Consider the following 19475-nt stretch of genomic DNA (forward strand, 5'->3'; position numbering starts at 1 on the left):
AGGCCTATGGCACAAAGGAAAAAGGCGGGCGTCAGCCCGAAAACGATAAAATGGATATGGGGGGTGGTCTTCGCACCCTTTGCGTTGCTGGCGGTCATGTTGCTGCTGACGGCCCTGGGGCTGTTCGGGCGCATGCCTTCGTTCGAGGAGCTGGAGAACCCGCGCAGCAACCTGGCCACCGAAATCTACTCCGAGGACGGCAAGGTGATCGGTTCCTTCTTCGTGCAGAACCGTTCTTATGTGCAGTACGAAGACCTTTTCCCGGCCGATTCGGCATTCCACATCCGGCTCGACGGGCATGACATGCCGCCGATCGTCGCGGCGCTGATCGCAACCGAAGACGCCCGTTTCCGCACCCATTCGGGGATCGACATCCCTTCGCTGGCACGTGTGGCGGTGAAAACCGTGCTGTTGCAGAATACGTCGCAGGGCGGCGGTTCGACCATCACGCAGCAGTTGGCCAAGAACCTTTTCCCGCGCGACACGGTGCGCAACCGGGGGCGTATCGTCCGTTCGTCGAAACTCGTCGTGTCGAAACTCAAGGAGTGGATCACGGCGCTGAAGCTCGAATACAACTATACGAAGGAGGAGATCGCCGCCATGTACCTCAATACGGTCGAATACGGCTCGAACGCCTATGGCATCAAGTCGGCGGCGCAGACCTTCTTCAACAAGGAGCCGCACGAACTGAACGTGCAGGAGGCGGCCGTGCTGGTGGGGGTGGTGAACGCCCCGACGCGGTATTCGCCCGTGCGCAACCCCGAGAACGCCCTCGCGCGGCGGAACCTGGTGCTTTCGCGCATGGAGGATGCCGGGGCGCTGACACGCAAGGAGCGCGACTCGATCAGCGCCCTGCCGATCGTGCTCAACTACAAGCCCGTGTCGCATAACGAGGGCACGGCGACCTATTTCCGCGAGATGCTGCGCCTTGTGATGAACGCCGAGCGGCCCAAGCGCAACCAGTTCTACACCGAATGGGATTACGACCAGGCCGTGAAGGAGTACGAGGAAAACCCGCTCTACGGCTGGTGCCGCAAGAACCGCAAGGCCGACGGTACGCCCTACAACATCTACCGCGACGGGCTGAAGATCTACACGACGGTCAACTCGACGATGCAGAAATATGCCGAACAAGCCGTGCAGAAGCAGATGCAGAGCGTGATCCAGCCCCGTATGGACGCGCAGTACCGCAATACGAAGACCCTCTTCATCGACGCGACGCGCGAGGAGCGGGAGCGGATCATGCGGCATGCCATCCGTTATTCGGATCGCTACCGCGAGATGGAGGATGCCGGGGCGAGCGCGAAACAGATCATGGCGGCGTTCGACAAACCCTGTTCGATGAAGGTCTTCACGTACCGGGGCGAGCGCGACACGCTGATGACCCCGCGCGATTCGATCCTGCACCACAAACGGATCATGCGCGCGTCGTTCGTGGCGCTCGATCCCCGCACGGGGTATGTCAAGGCGTATGTCGGCGGCCCCAACTTCCGCTATTTCAAGTACGACATGGCCAAGCAGGGCAAGCGGCAGATCGGATCGACCATCAAACCCTTCGTCTATACGTTCGCCATCGACCACCTGGGGCTGACGCCCTGCACGATGGTGCCGAACCTGCCCGTGACGATCGAGACGGCCAACGGTACGGCCTGGTCGCCCAAGGAAGCGGGCAAGGTCGAGTACGACGGCGTGATGCACCCGCTGCGCTGGGGGCTCGCCCGCAGCCGCAACAACTACTCGGCGTGGATCATGAAGCAGGCCAAGCAGCCCGCCGCCGTGGCCGACTTTATCCATAACATGGGCATACGCAGCTTTATCGACCCCGTGCCGGCTCTCTGCCTCGGTTCCTCGGAGTCGAACGTCTTCGAGCTGGTGAGCGCCTTCTCGACCTTCGCCAACGAGGGCGTGCATACCGATCCCATCTTCGTGACGCGCATCGAGGACAGGCAGGGCAACGTCATCGCCAACTTCATCCCCCAGTCGCAGGATGCCGTGAGCGAGCGCACGGCCTATACGATGCTGACGATGTTGCAGGACGTGGTCAACTCGGGTACGGCCGGGCGGCTGAAATGGCAGTTCGGGCTCAACGACATGGAGATCGGCGGCAAGACGGGCACTTCGAACAAGAACCGTGACGCATGGTTCATGTGCGTGGCGCCCAAACTGGTGGCCGGCGCATGGGTCGGCGGCGAAGACCAGGCAGTGCATTTCGTGGCGGGCGGCGAGGGCAGCGTGATGGCGCTGCCGATCGTGGGCGACTTCATGAAACGGGTCTATGACGACGGGCGCCTCGGCGTGAGCCGCGCCGACCAGTTCATCCGTCCGGCGATGATGCCGCGCTACGACTGCGACGAGGAGGTCGATCCCGACGAACGCCCTACGGAGCCCGGGATCGCCGAGGACGACAATTTCTTCGATTGACAGGGTTGCCGATGGATATGGCGAAGGGGCGGATCTCAGATCCGCCCCTTCGCGTTTTTTCCTGCGGGGAGCCTGCCGGGAGACATCTTTACGGGATGTCCCGCCGTGCAGCCTGCCCCGGGTTACTCTTCGGCCCGGAAGGGAACCTTCACGTCGTGGGGCATGGTAACGGCAGTTGCGGCCTGCCGTTCTTCGATGCCCATTGCGTTGGCTACCGAACGTCCCGACGGCCCGTAGTCCGTGGATTTGCGTACCATCGTGTAAGGCCCGACGAAGAAATCCTGGTAGGTGTAGGGATCCATGGCCTGCAAGTAGTAGTTCGACCCGTTCTTGACGTTCCAGAAGTCGGCGGACACGATCGTGAACGTACCGCCGCCGGAGAGCGAACCCTCACGGCCCGTGATGTTGCCCTTGCCTTCCCCGTCCGGTTTCGCGTAGAGCAGGTACGCACTCGTGTTGAGCAGCCCGTAGGCGTTTGTCTGGTGGTTGAGGATACGCGGGAGCAGCGTCAGTGCCCCGCCGTCGCCGAGCGTGCCGACCTCGCGTTTGAACAACTGGAAGCCTTTGGTCGAACTGACGTAATTCGCATCGACTTCGTAGTCGTCCTTGATGACCGTATAACCCCATCCCCGTACGAGATAGGTGCCGTCGATCGTCCTCGGACGAATTTCGATGTCGAAGCTGTACGCGGTCTTCGATTTCTCGGACGAGGTCGATGTGACAGTCCATGTACCCAGCCATGCCTTGTACCCGTCGGCCATCGTATCCGGCAGTGTGCCCGTCGTCACGCTCTGGCGGAATATCTTGGTCGTTGAGGCCATGGTCGTTGCGTCGATACCGAAACCGACGAGGATATATTCCGCCTGGTCGTACAGGTAGTTGAACGTGAGTGTTTTCTCACCCGAGTAGAGGTCGCCGGCCGCAAGCAGGTCGCAGATCGCGTTCCGCAGTTGCTTGTCGGTATAACCTGCGATCTCCGAAGGCAGGAACGCCGCCACGTAGTAAGTGTCGGAATTGGATGGGGTTACAGTCACTTTGACCGTATTGAAGGTCGTTTCGACCGCCCCGTATGTGAGGATATTGTCCGAGGTAACGGGTTTGGGGCCCGAAATGATGAACGAATCGTCCTCGTTGGCAAAATAGTACTCCTCCTTCAGATCGAGCTTCTGGGCAGTGACCCCGTTGATCGTCAGCGGTTCGTACAGCTCGATGCCGGTCTTGGTGTAGATGAACGGCGCGGCGTAGCTTTCGATGCCTTTGTCGGTTTCCTGCCTGATCGTGAGGTTCCGGTAGAGGAACTTGCCCTCCGAGGTGGTGATACACTCCAGCGAGTCGCCCTTGACGACGCAGACATAAGAGGGGAACTCCATGTCCGAGGCAGCGTTCTTGTATGCCTGCATTTCGGATGCCCAGTCGCTGGTTTCCAGCGGCGTGAGGGTGTAGAGGCTTCCAGATTTGACACCTCGCAGCATCACCTTTTCGGGTGTTGCGCTCAGGACAGTCCACAGGTAGTCGCCTTCCAGCCCCTTGTAGTTCGACCCGTACCCGTCCGGATTGCGCGGGTGGGCGAAATAGTTGATCAGCTCGTTTTTCGTGTCGATCGCCAGCGTGGGACCCGCTTCCTGCCCTACGGAATAGAGGCTGGTGGCGGTCGTCGACGCGCTTTCGATCTCCGAGCTGACGGTTACCGTGCCGTCGTCGAATTTGAAGAAAAGGTTGAACCCCCCGAAGGTCTGTGTGGGGTTGGGGTAGTATTTCACGGCCCAGCCGTTCTCCGCGCCTTCGAGCACGGAGATGGCGTTCTTGACGGCCTCTTCGATCCGGGCGCTGGCGCTTTTGTCAAAATAATCCTCCTCCTCTTTCAGGCACGAACTCAGCACCAGGGGGAACAGCCCCAGAAGTATTATCGCTAATTTTTTCATGGCTCAGTTTTTTTTAGTTAGTCGTCGAGGGATTCCAGATCCATGTCGGGGACTTCGTCCGCACGGCGCAGTACCGACTCGCGCAGTTCGTCGATGTTGATGTTCCAGCTGTTTTGCAGGTAGTTGCGGACGATCTCGAATTTCTGGTTGATGATGGCCGCACCGTCGGCGCCGGCCGTCGTGAGCAGTTTGTCCCAGGCTTCCTGCGGGCGGGTGACGTAGATCGAGATCAGTTCGACGAAGTCTTCCGTATCTTCGGAGCCTGCATAGCGGCTGATCAGCCCGACCTGGAGTGCCGAGGCGTCCGTTTTGTAGGTATCCCAGCAGGAATCGCCCACATAGAGCGTTCCGGTGATCTCCTTGAAGTCGGTGGTATAGGGCTTGGTCTGGTTGAGGATGTGCCCGAACTCGTGGTGGATCGTCTTGAAGTAGTTCGTGCTGGCGTCGATCGAGGCTATTTGCAGGGCATCCACATTGAAGAGCGTGATCTTCTTGCCTCCTTCCGCCGTGCCGAGGATGATCGAGCCGTTGCTCTTGTAGGCCGGCGAACCGGTGAGGAAGATGATCTTCGGGAAGTAAGCACGGATGAAGTCCCGGCTGCCCGTCACTTCGTCATAGGGCTCAAGGCAGAGTGCGATGACCAGCTTGGCCAGCGCGATCGACTGGTTGTAATCGGCGGGCGTCAGGTAGTAACCCATGCTCGACTCGATGTCCGTGTAGCGGTATTGGAATTCGATGTTGTAGGGCGCGAGGTAATGCCTGTCGAGCCAACGGTCGAAATCGTTTTGCACGACTTGCGGCGGCTGGATCACGCTCGTGGAACTCAGGTCGTCTTCCGAGCAGGCTGCGAGTACCGCGGGGAAGAGAAGCAATACGAGGAAATATATGAGGTTCTTTTTCATAATCGAAAATCTTTTTTATCGTTTTTACCGGGGGTTGGCCGTCAGTCCGGCGGCGATGACGTCGGGCGGCAGTTGCAGGCAGCGGCGCGGGTCGCGGTTGCCGCCTTCGTCGGTCATCGTGTCGGTCACCTTGATCAGAGTATCCTCGTCCTGGTCGATCAGGCGGCGGTAAAGGGTGATTCCGTAGCGGCGGGTGTCGAACCAGCGCATGCCCAGGTGCATGAATTCGATGCGACGCATGAAGAGAATCGCATGGATCATGTTCTCCTGCGTGCCGGGGTCGATAACGAAGCCCGGGTTGAGTTTTTTCTTGGCCGTACGATACATGTTCTTCAGGTCGTCCTCGGGTTTTTCGGGATCCTTGGGCGTCATGTCGTAGCCCAGGGCATCTGCCCATTTGTTGATCGACTCTTCGGTCAGTCCTTTGTAGTAAGAGGCGGTGAGCTGGTTCTGCGCCCACATGTTCATGTCGGCCAGGGCGGCCGGATAGTCCTTTTTCATGATATAGGCCTCGGCACGGTTGAGCAGCGCTTCGTCGCCGCTGGCCACCACGAACAGCGAGTGGGTGAAGCCGATGGCCTGCACGGGGTCGGAGTATTCGAAGAGGTACGGCACCCGCGGAAGCAGGTAGCGCCCTGACCCGTATACCCATGTGCGGAGCTTCCAGCCGTACTTGCTGCCCAGGGGGCTCATCGTGGTCGCGGATGTCTCGATCGTCTCGTAGGCGGCGATCGACTTGCCGTGCGTGTAACGGTTCTGGCTCCCGTAGTTGCAGAAAATCGCGCCGGCATTGGAAAGTCCCGTCGAGATAAGGTAGTTGGCCTTCAGCGACGTGGAGTTGTACGCTTTCGAAATGTCGTTCAACGGGTTGCGCGGGAATGCGGCCAGGTAATCGAGGTCGCGGAGCTGCGATTTGGGATCCGACCCGAGCGCCATGCTTGCGTATTTGATGGCGTTGTCCCAGTCCTCGTGGAACAGGAAGACGCGCGATGCGAAGCAGCAGGCGGCCTTGTAGTTGAAATGGTACTTGGGAGCCGAGTAGATCGCGTCGTCGATGAGCGGGATGCCGGTTTCGATGTCCTCGATCATCTTTTCGTAGACCCCGGCTACCGTTCCCCGGCTGTATTTCGGGTTCAGCTCGGTTTCGGCGTGTTCCATATAGGGTACTCCGAGGTCGTCCGGGTGGTTGGTGTTGTAATGCATGCAGAACATGTTGACCAGTACCCAGTGGGCGTATGCGCGGCAGATGAGCGCCTCGCCTTTGGCGGCCTGGAGCTTGGCTGTCTTGGCACCGCCCAGTTCCTCGATGGCCGCGAGCGCCTGGTTGGCCGCGGCGATCGCCGTATAGGCATCGCCCCATACCGCGTTGGGGTTTTCATTGGTTTCGACCGAACTTACTTCCTGCCAGTTGTAGAGCTCTTCCTGAAGTTGGTTGTAACTCTTTATCGAACCATAGTCGTCGACGTTGTCCGACGAGAACTCGGCGCACATGTTATAAGTATTGTCCGGGTAGGCCGACACCAGCATCTTGACGACCTTTTCTTCGGTATCCAGTTCGGCGCGGCTGTCGGGCATCTTGTCCAGGAAATCGTCGCATGACGCGAAGGCAATGGCAGCCAGCGCGAGGCCGAACGTATAGAATATGCTTTTTTTCATCTTGTTGTTCTCTTTGAAGTGTTAGGGACTATAAGCCGATGCGGATGGTCAGCGTGAACTGGCGGGGAACCGGTGCCGCGACACCTCCGGTGTTGAAGAACTCCGGATCCTGGCCGTTGAGTTTCTTGTCCGCGTAGATCAGGAAGAGGTTGGTCGCCTGAAATTTTACGGAGAGGCTCTGGAACTTCAGCTTCGAGATCAGCTTTTTCGGGAAATCGTAGGTCAGCGATATCTCCTTCATGCGGATGAAGTCGCCTTTGGCGATGCGAGCCGTCGAATAGTTGTAGGCGCTGTAAGCGCGCGACAGGTTGTTGTTGTCGTGGTACATGCGCTGGGAAAGGATCGTCGGGATGTTTGTTTTCTTTTCGTCGCCCGTTACCATCCAGCGGTTCTTGAATTCGCGCGGCATAGCCGTGAGATCCGAATAGTAAGACTTGAATACGGGGTTGAGGCGCACCACGTTGCCGAACGAGTAGGTGATGAAGACGTTCAGCTTGAGCCCTTTCCACTGGAAGACGTTGCCGAACGACCCCATGTCGGTCGGGTCGACCGAACCCGAGTACTGGAGGAAAGAGAGGTTTTCACGCTCCTGGAAGTTGATGCCGGTCGTCGAGACGTCGCCGTTCTGGTCGAGGAATGTCGGGAGACCGATCTCGTTCAGCCCCATGAAGGGGATCGAGAAAAGCGACCGTACGGGGTAGCCTTCCAGCGTGAACCCGCTGCCCGCCACCAGATCCATCACGCGCACCGAGGTCTCGAGTTTGCTCACCTCGTTGTGGATGTGCGAATAGATGAAATCGGTCGTCCAGCTGAAATTCTTGGTTTTGATGTTCTTGGTCGAAAGGCTGATTTCGATGCCGTTCGATTTCATCTCGGCGACGTTGCCCTTCTTCTTGATGATACCGCCGATGCCCTGCGTTGTCACGTCGCCGATCAGGTCGAAGTTGTTACGTTTGTACCAGTCGACTACCAGGTTGATGCGGTTGTTGGCAAAGCCCATGTCGGCCCCGATGTTGAGCTCGTGTTTCTTCTCGTAGGTGAGCGACGAGTTCTCGAGGTCTTCGATCTTCAATCCCGATTCGCCGTCGCCGGCCGACGGCCTCCAGGGGGTGTAGGCGTTGATCACCACGCGCGAGTTGGTCACCGTCGACGGGCCGCGGTCGGCAGTGAGCGAATAGGACGCCTTCAGCGACAGGTGCGACAGCGCGGGCTGTGCCTTCTGGAACCAGGACTCTTCATGCAGGTTCCATGCGCCTGAAATATTCCAGGTGGGCAGCCAGCGCGACTTGCGCGACTTGCCGAGCTTGTTGGTGCCTTCGTAGCGGAACGTGCCGTTCACGGTATAGCGCCCTTTGTAGGAATAGGTGCCGTTGAAGTAGTAGGCGTTGTTGCGGTAGTAGGTGTCGCCCAGCGTGTAGTATTTAGACCCTTCTTCCTGTCCCTTCTTGAAGATCCGGTAGTCGTAGAACGGCGTCATGCCCATGTCGTATTGCAGGCCCCAGCCGCGGAACCAGGTGTTGTGGCGGTCGGCCGAGTTGACCTCCATACCCGCGAACAGGTTGATGATGTGGGCGTTCTTGATCGTCGTGTTGTAAGTCGCCGTAAGACGGAAGTCGTACGAGTACATCTTGCGGTCGTCACGTTCGTAGATGCCGCCCACCGGCAATACGACCTCTTTTACGGCATAGGGGTTGTCGGGATCCTTATAGAGGAACGGGTTGTTGTTGCGCACGGTCGTCGGGGAGTCGGTGCGGTAGGCCGTCGCCTGGTTCGATTCGTCGGTGATGTGGTGTTCCTGCACCGTCGCGTTGTATTTCACGGCGGCCAGCGCAGCCAGCTCGAGTCCCTTGACGGGCTCCCACTTCAGTTCGGCCTGGAATTTCGTGTCCACCACGTCCAGATCCATGTAGTTGGCATCCAGTTCGTGGAGGATGTTGAAGGGGGCGTAGTTGCGCGTGTAATAGGCGTCTTTGTCCAGCGTACGCGAGGTGTTCATGGCGTACGAATAGGGGTTGATGTCGAAGTCGCGCTTCACGGTGCCCGTTACGGCGTCCGTAGTGCTGGAAAGCGTTCCCGGCGCTTTCTGTTTACGGTAGGACGCATTCGAGATCAGGTTGAGGGTGAGGTTGTCCAGAATGTTATAGGTCGCGTTGAGGTTGGCCGTGTAGCGCGAAACCTTGCTGGTCTTCGTCCATCCCGGGTCGTACAGGGCGCTCAGCGAAGCGTAGTAGGACGATTTCTCGGTTCCGGAAGTGAGGCTCACCGAGTGGCTGTGCATGATATTGTTGTTGAACAGCGCCTGGAACCAGTCCGTATTGCGGTATTCGGCCGAACGCAGATAGCCTGTGATCGCTTCGGGCGTATTCTCCATCAGGGAGGCGGAGATCAGGTTGTACATCCTGCCGTAAACGCCGCTCTCGGAACGGTTGGCCGTTTCGGCGAGGTTCAGCCAGCCCTTTTTGCGCATCTCTTCGTAAACGGCCATCTGATCCTGCGAATTCATGATGTTGAATTCGTTGTACGAGGGGATCATGCGGTAGGTGAACTCACCGGTGTAGTTGATGCGGCTGACGCCTGCACGGCCTTTCTTGGTGGTGATGACGATGACGCCCGCCATGGCGCGTGCGCCGTAGATCGAGGTGGCGGAACCGTCTTTGAGGATGTTGAAACTTTCGATATCCTCGGCATTCAGGCCTGCGATGGCCGAAGAGATCAGTGTCGTGGCGTCGCCCGACGAGAGCGCATCGGCGTCGATGTCCACTACGTCTTCCATAATGATGCCGTCGACGACCCACAGCGGTTTCGAGCTTCCGAAGATCGACGTGGCACCGCGGACTCGGATCTTGGGTGCGGTACCGAATGTACCGGAAACATTCTGGACGGAGACGCCGGCCGAACGGCCTTCGAGGCCGCGGCTGATGTCGGCCATGCCGGAAAGTTTCACGTCATCGGCGACGAGCTGGTCGGATGCCCCGGTGAAGAGGCGCTTGTCCGTCTTGGTCATACCCGTGACCACGACTGCTTCCACGGCCTGGGCATCGGGTTCGAGCTTTATACGGACATTGGGGGTGATGGCTATTGTCCGGGTCTTATAACCCACATAGGAAACCTGTAATTCCCCCCCCCTCCGGCGGGAAGGTCTTTGAGTACAAACTCACCATTGACATCGGTCGAAGTGCCGAGTGTCGGGCTGTCTTTCACGATCACGGTCGCCCCGATTACCGGGGTGTCGTTCTCGTCGACAACGCTACCCCTGACCGTTCTGGTCTGGGCCGACGCTGCCGCCATGAAGAAGACTGCCATCAGCGATAGGAGGATCTTTCGTCTCATAGGCAATAATTATTAATTAAAGGATTAAGTATGGGGGCCTTTGCAGGCCGGGTTTGAAAACGAGCAAACATTCCCTGTACGGAGACGGGAGCGAGTTCCGTGTACGGTTCGCGGGGATTGCAGCGTGCCGGAAAGGTTGCTGGCGGCGGTTTGCCGTGGCAAACGGATTTTCCGGGAGCCGCAAATTACGGGATCGCCTGTGTGGCAGGTTTCCGTAAGCAGACATTCGTAGAGTTGATGGAGGGTGCCGAATCCGGGGCAATGAACCGTCCGGGTGTTTGCGAAGCAGGATGGTCGGCAGTTCGACTGTGGCCGTTGAATACCGGAGGATTCGGCGTGGCGGAGAGTGTTCCCCTTTTATTGCCTTTATATTAAAGGTCCCTTATATACAAGGTTGTTTCCGGCGAAAATACGGAAGGCGGCCTGTGCCGCCGGATAAATCTGGCACTTAATCACTTTCCGCGAATCTCCCGTGCGGAGCGGCAACGAGTAGAAATTTTTCATGGCTTCCAGATTTTTGATGGGTGTTCTGTCCTGCCGGTAAATTTTTAGTATATCCGGTTATACAAAATTATGTTTTTGTATCCTTTGTGGAGTATGAATTCATCTGAAAATAGTATGATTATATATCGGAAATACGGTTGTTGTGCCCTGATTTATTGCCGATTTGCTTTCTTTTCCCTATTTTTACATGGAAACGGAGTATGTTTTTATCTAACCGTCTTATGCACCTGAGGTATCTGTTGCTGGTCGCCGTGTGCGTCGCGGTACCGGCGTTGTCCCAGAATATTTGCCGTATCTCGCACCGCGAGGGGTTTTCGAATTGTTCCATCCTCTCGCTTGCGCAGGATGCGGACGGATATGTCTGGGCCGGGAGTTGTGACGGACTGAACCTTTGGGACGGGCATTATGCCTGGAACTTCCGGCTTTCCGGTAACCTGGTGCAGGAGATCGTCGCTACGGACGACGGCTACCTGTGGGTGCGCACCAACTATGGGGTCGACCGGGTCGATGCACGGGCCCGAACCGTCGAACTGCATGCCGACTTCCCGCGTGTTTACCAATATACGGCACGGAGCCGTGACGAGGCGTTCTTCCTGTATAAAGGGCGTTTGTACGGGTATGTCGCCTCCGAGTCGCGTTTCGAACCGCTCTGCGGAGTCGATGCCGACGATGTATTGCGCATTTGCCTCGACCCGGACGGGGTGCTCTGGTTCGTGCGGCGCGACGGCATGGACTGCGCTCCGGTAGTTTATGACGCCGAGGGGCGTGCGGTGCTGGGGGCGTGGAAACACATTCCGGTGCGCAACGGTATTTCGTTCGTCCGCTATGACGGTGACCGCACGGTCTATTTCGTCGACGGTGCGGGCCGCCTCTGCCGTTTCGATACCGGGCGGCAGTTGACGTCGGCCATCTGCGGGCTCGCGCAGGAACTGGAACGGCGCGGGGAGCTTGCGGCCGTTATCCGCGACGGGGACGACTATGTATTGGCGTTCGAAATGGGCGGGGTGTTGCGCCTCCATGCTTCCGGGTCGGAATCTGGGGGCTATACGCTGCGGGAGATAGATGTCGCTTGCGGCGTTTTCTCGCTGCTCAAGGATCGGAACCAGGATATCGTATGGATCGGGACGGACGGCAGCGGCCTGCTCCGCCAGTCGGCCGGGGATATCGCGGTACGCTCCATAACCTATGACATGCTGCCTTACAAGCTTACCAAACCGATCAAGGCGCTGTTCGTCGACGAGCGCGGCAACCTGTGGGTCGGGACGAAGAACGACGGGATCCTGTGCATCCGCGATTTCTATGCACAGCGGGCGTTCGGACGGGAAAATACCCGGAATTTTATAGCCGAGAATACCGCCCTGCGTAAGAATTCAGTCTATGCCTTTGCCGCGAGCCGGCGGGGTGTGCTTTTATTCCTACGGCGACGGACGCATCCATGCCCTGGCGGGCTGTGAGCAGTTGGCGAATGTACACGGCTTGCATGAGGATGCTGCCGGGGTGCTGTGGGCGGCAACGATCGGTAGCGGAGTATACCGCATCGAGCTTGCAGGCCACGCAGGCGCCCCCGTTGCCCGGCTGGCCGAGTCCGTGGATCTGGGGAGCCGGGAGCGGAGCCGGAATTTCTTTTTCTCGTTCTGCGAGGAGTCCGATTCGACGTTGTGGTTCTGCAACCACGGCATCGGGGCGGTGCGATACCATAAATACGCACGCCGGGGCGAGGTGATCCCGCTGGACGGACGCCGTGGGTTGGCCGCGAACGACGTGACGGTCGCCGTGCGCTGTTCCGACGGGACGCTCTGGTTCGGAACGGGGTGCGGCATGGGGTGTTACCGCCCCGGGGAAGGGGCGGTTGCCGTCGAGTTCGCCCACGACCAGTTGCAGGCCGGGGTGATTCACGGACTGCTGGCCGATTCGCTCGACAATGTCTGGGCCGCCACGAATGCCGGGATTGTCCGCTATAATCCGGCTGCGCACCGTTCGGTGGCCTATGGCGCTTCGTACGGGCTGGAGGTCGTGGAGTTCAGCGACGGTGCTTATTTTTACGACCGCCGTGCCGGGAAGCTGCTGTTCGGCGGCATCAACGGTTTGGTCGTGGTCTCGGGCGGCGAGTCGCTGCACCGGGGGTATATGCCCCCGGTGCGGTTTCGGGATGTGACCATCGACGGCACGGATCACAGCATTTCGAAGCTGATGCGCAAGGGCAAACTGGTGCTTACCCACCGGCAAGGGGCTTTCGGTCTTTCGATCGTGGCGCTGGACTATATCAACGGCGGCAACTATTCGTACCTGTATAACCTCGAGGGGTTCGACAGCCAGTGGAATGACAACCGCCATAACAACCGGCTGCTTTTCGCCAACCTTCCGCCCGGCAATTATTCGCTCAACGTCCGCTACCGGAACAATATGACCGGGGAGCTGAGTCCCGTAGGCCGGCTGGCGATCCGGGTGTTGCCGCCGCCCTATGCTTCCGCTTGGGCATGGGTGGTGTATGGTACGGCCGCGTGTGTGTTTGCTGCGTTCACGGGGCGCTATCTGGAGCGCCGCCGCCGTGAACGCATGCACAGGCGGCAGGCGCTTTACGACCAGCACTCCAAAGAGCTGCTCTACGAGTCGCGTATCCGTTCGTTTGCCAGCCTGACCAACGAACTTTCGGTGCCGCTGACGCTTATCAACGGTTCCTGCCAGCAGATCCTGGAGTGCGGGGCCTCCGACGGCTTCGTGCTCCGGCAGGTGGGATTCATTCATCGCAATGCCCTGAAATTGAAAGATCTGACCTGTTTGCTTAATGAGCTCAGGGCGGCCGGGGCGGCGGATCGTCCCGACGACGTCGAGCTGCTCGATGTCACCCGGATGTGCAACGGACTGGTGCAGACTTTTGCCGAGTATGCCGAAACACACAAGGTAGGCTACCGTACCGAGGTGGGGGAAGGTATGCTCTTCCCCTCGGCGCGCGGTACGTTGAGCATGGTGCTGAATATCGTGCTGTCCAATGCCTTCCGGCGCTCGGAGACGGGCGGGGAGGTTTTCTTCGGTGTATCCGTTGTACAGGATAGGCTGCGGGTTGTGGTTTCCAATCGTGGGGAGGGCGTAGACCTGGGGCAGATCGAGTTCCTCTCCGACCGTTACCGGCTGCTGGACTATCTGGAAAGCCGCGGTAAGGGCGGCCTTTCGCAGAAAGGGGATATGGAGCTGGCGATCTGCCACAACCTGGCAGCGAAGCTGGGCGGGGAGTTCCGGATCGCATCGGAAGGCGACGTTACGACTGTCACGTTGTCGTTTCCCGAACTGGAGATCGCCCGGGTAACGCAGCCAGTCCTGCAGGTGGACATGGCTTCCGACCGGCAGTTCGGGATGCCCGGCGCCCCGGCTGTTTCCGCCGTAACCTCCCGCGATGCGTTGCCGACGATGCTCGTGGTGTGCGAAGACCCCGACATGGCTTCGTTCCTCGCGCAACTCTTCGCCGGCGCCTATGACCTTAAGGTCATGGGAGAGCTCGGGCAGGCTGCGGAGCAACTGGCAGCGTTGCGGCCACAGGTCGTCATTTGCAGTGCGGTGACGCTCGATCCGGCCATGACCGGTGTGATCCGGCATATCCGCAGGAGCAGGCACATGGCACAGGTGCCGGTCATCCTGCTGACGTCGGCCTCGCGTTCCGGGATGAAGATCGAGGGACTGGAGTCGGAGGTGGACATCTGCCTGGCCTTCCCCTTCGACATCGCGCACCTGAGAAACGTCGTGGGGCAGTTGCTGCGCCGTTATGAATCGCTGAAGGATTACGGCCGTTCGGCATACAGCGCGTTCGACCTGGCGCAGGGGCACCTGCTCCACAAGGAAGACAAGGTTTTCCTGGACAGGATGCTCGAGATCATCCACGGCAATATCCTCGACACGTCGCTTTCCACACAGTTCATCGCAGACCGGATGGGGATGAGCCTGCCCAACTTCTATCGCAGGCTGGGGGGCGTGACCGATCGAACCCCGGCCTGCATCATCCGGGAATACCGGCTCGGTCTGGCCGAACAGCTGCTGGTGACCACCCGGCTGTCGATCGACGAGATCATTTACAAATCGGGTTTCTCGAATCGCAGTACTTTCTTCCGGGGGTTCGTGCTCCGTTTCGGATGTACGCCGAAGGTGTACCGCGAACAGAAAGTCCGTGAGGCGATGGAAACGGATGCAGGGCCGGGCACAGAGGCGGGAGTGGAAGCCGAGACAACCTGAGGTGGCTGTTCATCCCGCCGGCCGCGCGTTTCGCGGCGGGGCGGGGCCGCGCTTTTTTGTTATTCGGCCCGAAATCGCTATATTTGCCTCCGGAGTTTCCGTGTACGGTTCGTCCGAGCGGGAACGATGGTCATTTTTTAACGATATCAACATGAAAATTGCGATTGTGGGCGCCAGCGGGGCTGTGGGCCAGGAATTTTTGAAAATTTTGGAGGAACGCGACCTGGGGATCGACTCCCTGTTGCTGTTCGGTTCGGAACGCAGTGCGGGACGGACGTACAAATTCCGCGGAGAAGATATTACCGTCAAGCTGTTGCAGCACAACAACGATTTCAAGGGGGTGGATTTCGCCCTGACGTCGGCCGGTGCCGGGACATCGCGCGAGTTTGCGGAAACGATCACCCGGCACGGAGCCATTATGATCGACAATTCGAGCGCCTTCCGCATGGATGCCGACGTGCCCCTGGTGGTGCCCGAGGTCAATCCCGGCGATGCGAAGGACGCTCCGCGCCGCATTATCGCCAACCCCAACTGCACGACGATCCAGATGGTCGTGGCGCTGAAGGCGATCGAGGATCTCTCGCACATCCGCCGCGTACACGTTTCGACCTACCAGTCGGCCAGCGGGGCGGGCGCTGCGGCGATGGACGAACTGGTCGCGCAGTATGCCGAGCTGGGGGCCGGCAAGCAGCCGACGGTCAGCAAGTTCGCATTCCAGCTGGCCTACAACGTAATTCCCCATATCGACGTGTTCACCGATAACGACTACACGAAGGAGGAGATGAAGATGTTTCACGAGACGCGCAAGATCATGCATTCGGACATCGCCGTGTCGGCGACGTGCGTGCGCGTGCCGGTGATGCGTGCCCATTCGGAGAGCATATGGCTCGAGACGGAGCGTCCCGTGTCGGTCACCGAAGCCCGCGAGGCTTTCTCCAGGGCACAGGGCGTGGTGCTGATGGACGACCCGGCGGGCAAAGTTTACCCGATGCCGCTGTTCATCGCGGGCAAGGAGCCGGTATACGTGGGGCGTATCCGCAAAGACCTGACCTGCGAGAATGGCCTGACGTTCTGGTGCGTCAGCGATCAGATCAAAAAAGGGGCGGCGCTCAATGCCGTGCAGATATTGGAGACACTGGTCTGACGGCCGGAAATTTAAAAAACAGGAAAAGGGGAGACTGCGGGTCTCCCTTTTTTTCATACCTTTGTTTCCAGCGTAAAGTTCGTGCCCTATGGAATCCAAGTTTTCAGCCCGTATCGCTGAGTTGCCCGGCCCGGTGTGGGTGTTCGGGGCTTATGTCGTTTCCCGTATGGGGGAGTGGGCGTTCGGGCTGCTCATGCAGTTCGTTTCGGGCTCGTGGCGGCTGGGCGGTGGCACGGCTTTGATGTTCCTGATCCCTGCGGCCGGCGTGGCGCTGCCCGTCTGCGTGCTGTGGGGCTTGGTCGGCCGGAGCCCCTACGGGTTGTCGCTGGCGCGCTGGTATGCCGGGCTGCGTGTGGTGTTGCATTTCGCTGCGCTGCTCATGCTGCTCTTTTCCGGATACGATCCGCATCTGTACGGAGGTACCGAAATGTTTATCCGGGGCATTGCCCGGAATGTCGTATATGGTGCCTTGTGGTTCCTCTTCCTGCTTTATCTGGAGCGCTCCCGTGCGCTGGATGCCGCGATGTCCGGGGAGCGCTGCGACCTGCCTCTGTGGTGCGTTGCCCTGATGGTCGTGGTGTTGGCGCTGGCGATGTAGGGCGTGCTGCCGGAGCCTTGGCACGGGCGTGTGCGTTTTATTCTGCCGGCGATCGGAGAAGGCTCGTTTCCGGGTCTTCGTATGGCACATTTTGGGTCTGAAGTTAGCGAATTAGAATTTTTTATTGTAATTTAGGGTCGCGACAGTCCCGAAAAAGAGGTGCCGAAGTTGTATTTTTCGAATATATTCACTATATTTGTGATACATACTGACTAACACGGAAAGTGTAAGTTTATTCTCGAGTGGTAAATCTTGCAAATTAATACTGAGAAGAGAATAAGCCGGCATTTCTCCGCGTCTTATCCGTTTACGGATATAGGCGTGGGACTGTTGCTTATTTTATTCTCGAGGTTTTGCAAGAACCTTCCCACTCTGAAATATAGCTACAGCACCACGCTTTCCTTTTTTTTAATTTTACATTTATTGCTTAGTTCCCAGGTGCGGGGGACTGTAGGAGCTATGTCCCATCATAAAGCATGCGATTCCTAACCCTTTTAATCTCAGCTATATTTATGAAAAACTGTTTCAAAACCGTTTTGGCCGCTGTGGCCGTGCTTGTTTGGCTGGGCGCCTCTGCCCAGGACGATCCTTCGAAGGAGACTGTCATCATCAATCCTTTTACGCACACCTCCGCTGTCAGCCAGGCAGCCTGTGACAACATCCGGGCGGCCGTCCTGTCGGGTTTTGCCGACCGTGGCCGTTTCCACATCGTCGACGCACTGACCGACGATACGCTGTCGAAACTCTATGCCGACCGCAACGTCGAGGACGTGGTGAACGATGCCAACTGGAAGAGCGAAAGCGAAGCCGCCTACAAGGCGTTGGGCGCCAAGAAGGTCGTCATCGGACAGGCCAACAACGTTTCGTTCTCGCAGTTCAAGTCGGATATCGACGGCAAGATGTACAACAAGGCCGAGGTAACCTATTCGCTGAAGGTATATAACATTGCCGACGGCGCCATGATCGGTTCGGAAGACCTTTCGGTTTCGGGTATCGACGCCGATTCGAAGGACGGTGCATTCAACGACGCGATGAAAGACCTCCGCAAGGGCATGGTCGGGTTCGTGGACAAGCATTTCAAGTTCGAGACCTATATCCTCGAGCTGGGCGAGGCCGACAAGAAAGGCCGCGTCAAGGAGCTCTATATCTCGGGCGGTACGGAGATGGGCGTTGCCAAAAAGACCCGTTTCAAGGTATTCCTGGAGCGTAAGATCGGCCCGAAGGTAACCAAGTCGGAGATCGGCACCATCGTGGCCGTCGAGGTGATGGAAGGCGTTACCAAATGCCAGGTCGCTTCGGGCGAGGACGCCATCAAGGAGAAATTCAACAACGGCGACAAGCTGGTCGTCATCCTCGACAAGCAGGGGACGGCGGCGGGCGGTTTCTTCAAAGGGCTCGTCGGTGCATAAACTTACCGTATATAATTCTTCTGGAAACGATCTCCGGGGTGTCGCCGACGGTACCCCGGGGATTTTATCCGTTCAAACTTAAAATAATTATCAGATGTTTAGGAAGTCCGTATTGTCAGTCATCGTCGTGCTCCTGTCGGCGCTTTTCCCCGCCTCGGCACAGAATTATACGACCGATGCCATCCTGAAACGCACGACCGGAAAGATCGCTACGCTGGAGTGTTCGGGAATCGCCCGCACGAAGAAGGAGGCGATCGAGATGGCGAAGAAATCGGTGATCTACACTTATTTATATAACGGTATAGACGGCCTGAACGACAACAAACCCCTGCTGGGCAGCAAACCCTCGGCCGGGGCGGCCCAGTATGTCGGACAGTTGCTCGGCACGACTCGCTATGCCAACTACATCCGCAGCTGCACCATCGCCGACAAGACCAACAAGACCGCCGCCAAGGACATCCAGGTCTTTGCGACGATCGACCTCTACACCGAATCGCTCGAGCGCGACCTGATCAACAACGGTGTCATCGGGCGCAATGCCGCCGATATAGCGCTCTCCGAAACCCAGGAGATGATCGCCATGCCGACGGTGATGGTCGTGCCCTTCCGCAAGAGCGGCCAGTCCTACGAAGAGGCCATCCGCGACAATTCGGACATGCGCATGGCCATCTCGAAGGTCAACGAAGGCTTCATCAAACAGGGCGTGGAGACCAAAGACCTGCTCACGTCGCTCAATAACGCCAACACCTATCAGGTGCGCATGGGCGACGGCATGTCGCTCGACGACGCGATCCTCGTCAACTCGGGTGCCGACGTCTCGGTGAGCGTCGATATCAACCAGGATGTGAACGACGGCGGGGTGCGCGTGTCGCTGACCCTGCAGGCGATCGAGATCGCCACGGGCAATACGCTGGCCACCAAATCCGAAATTTCGGGGCGCAAACGCACGACGGCCGACGTGCTGTGCGGCGTGATGGCGCAGGCGATGGTCGGCGACTTCATGAAGCAGATATCCACACGCATGGCGACCAAGATTTCGACCGGGCAGAGCGTGGCCGTGCGCTTTACGATCGACCCCGGATCGGCCATCAACATGGATACCGAGATCAACAACATCATGCCCTTGTCGGACATCCTCGTTTCGTGGGTGAAGCGCCATGCCAAGAACGGCAAGTACCATACGCAGGGCCGCACGAGCACGCTGCTGGCCTTCAGCGATATTTTTGTGGACAACTCCATGGAGGACGGTATGCAGTCGGACGTCAATGATTTCGCGCTGGCGCTCTACCAGTACCTCAAGGGGCTGAACCTCTCCGTGTCGCGTACGATCACGGGTAATTCCATCGACGTAATCATCTACTAAACAAC

Annotated in this window: 10 protein-coding genes and 1 pseudogene; 7 read left to right on the forward strand and 4 right to left on the reverse strand. The window is 58.4% G+C overall.

Going from position 1 to position 19475, the window contains the following annotated elements:
* The first annotated feature begins 6 nt into the window (after positions 1-6).
* Positions 7-2421 (forward strand): transglycosylase domain-containing protein, encoded by a 2415-nt coding sequence (locus B3C38_RS00905; RefSeq protein WP_117507141.1) that lies wholly within the window; start codon positions 7-9, stop codon positions 2419-2421.
* Positions 2422-2543: 122 nt separating this feature from the next.
* Here the strand turns inward: B3C38_RS00905 and B3C38_RS00910 are convergent, their stop codons facing one another.
* From B3C38_RS00910 to B3C38_RS00925, 4 genes and pseudogenes are all read right to left on the reverse strand, one after another.
* Positions 2544-4343 carry a DUF4302 domain-containing protein gene (locus B3C38_RS00910; RefSeq protein WP_022332564.1) on the reverse strand — a complete coding sequence of 600 codons (1800 nt, stop codon included), beginning with the start codon at positions 4341-4343 and terminating at the stop codon, positions 2544-2546.
* Between the two features lie 17 nt (positions 4344-4360).
* Positions 4361-5245: a zinc-binding metallopeptidase gene (locus B3C38_RS00915; protein WP_022332563.1), complete on the reverse strand. Its 885-nt coding sequence runs from the start codon at positions 5243-5245 to the stop codon at positions 4361-4363.
* Positions 5246-5269: 24 nt separating this feature from the next.
* Positions 5270-6901: a RagB/SusD family nutrient uptake outer membrane protein gene (locus B3C38_RS00920; RefSeq protein ID WP_286724356.1), complete on the reverse strand. Its 1632-nt coding sequence runs from the start codon at positions 6899-6901 to the stop codon at positions 5270-5272.
* 28 nt (positions 6902-6929) lie between these two features.
* Positions 6930-10231, reverse strand: a pseudogene (locus tag B3C38_RS00925) (SusC/RagA family TonB-linked outer membrane protein).
* Between the two features lie 725 nt (positions 10232-10956).
* On the opposite strand from B3C38_RS00925, the gene B3C38_RS00930 reads away from it, so the two are divergent.
* From B3C38_RS00930 to B3C38_RS00955, 6 genes are all read left to right on the forward strand, one after another.
* Positions 10957-12189, forward strand: coding sequence for a ligand-binding sensor domain-containing protein (locus tag B3C38_RS00930; protein ID WP_286724359.1), 1233 nt, complete (start codon positions 10957-10959; stop codon positions 12187-12189).
* Positions 12113-14956, forward strand: coding sequence for a helix-turn-helix domain-containing protein (locus tag B3C38_RS00935; protein WP_286724362.1), 2844 nt, complete (start codon positions 12113-12115; stop codon positions 14954-14956). Before B3C38_RS00930 ends, B3C38_RS00935 begins: the two co-directional genes overlap by 77 nt.
* Positions 14957-15107: 151 nt before the next feature.
* Positions 15108-16100: an aspartate-semialdehyde dehydrogenase gene (locus tag B3C38_RS00940; protein WP_286724364.1), complete on the forward strand. Its 993-nt coding sequence runs from the start codon at positions 15108-15110 to the stop codon at positions 16098-16100.
* An 88-nt stretch (positions 16101-16188) separates the two neighbouring features.
* Positions 16189-16698, forward strand: coding sequence for a hypothetical protein (locus tag B3C38_RS00945; protein WP_022331868.1), 510 nt, complete (start codon positions 16189-16191; stop codon positions 16696-16698).
* Between the two features lie 545 nt (positions 16699-17243).
* Complete coding sequence (locus B3C38_RS00950) at positions 17244-18107, forward strand: hypothetical protein (protein ID WP_286724367.1); 864 nt, start codon at positions 17244-17246, stop codon at positions 18105-18107.
* Between the two features lie 94 nt (positions 18108-18201).
* Positions 18202-19470 carry a DUF6175 family protein gene (locus B3C38_RS00955; protein ID WP_286724368.1) on the forward strand — a complete coding sequence of 423 codons (1269 nt, stop codon included), beginning with the start codon at positions 18202-18204 and terminating at the stop codon, positions 19468-19470.
* The last annotated feature ends 5 nt before the right edge of the window (positions 19471-19475 follow it).

The sequence above is a fragment of the Alistipes sp. UBA1686 genome, from assembly GCF_002320215.1.
In the GTDB taxonomy this organism is placed as follows: domain Bacteria; phylum Bacteroidota; class Bacteroidia; order Bacteroidales; family Rikenellaceae; genus Alistipes; species Alistipes onderdonkii.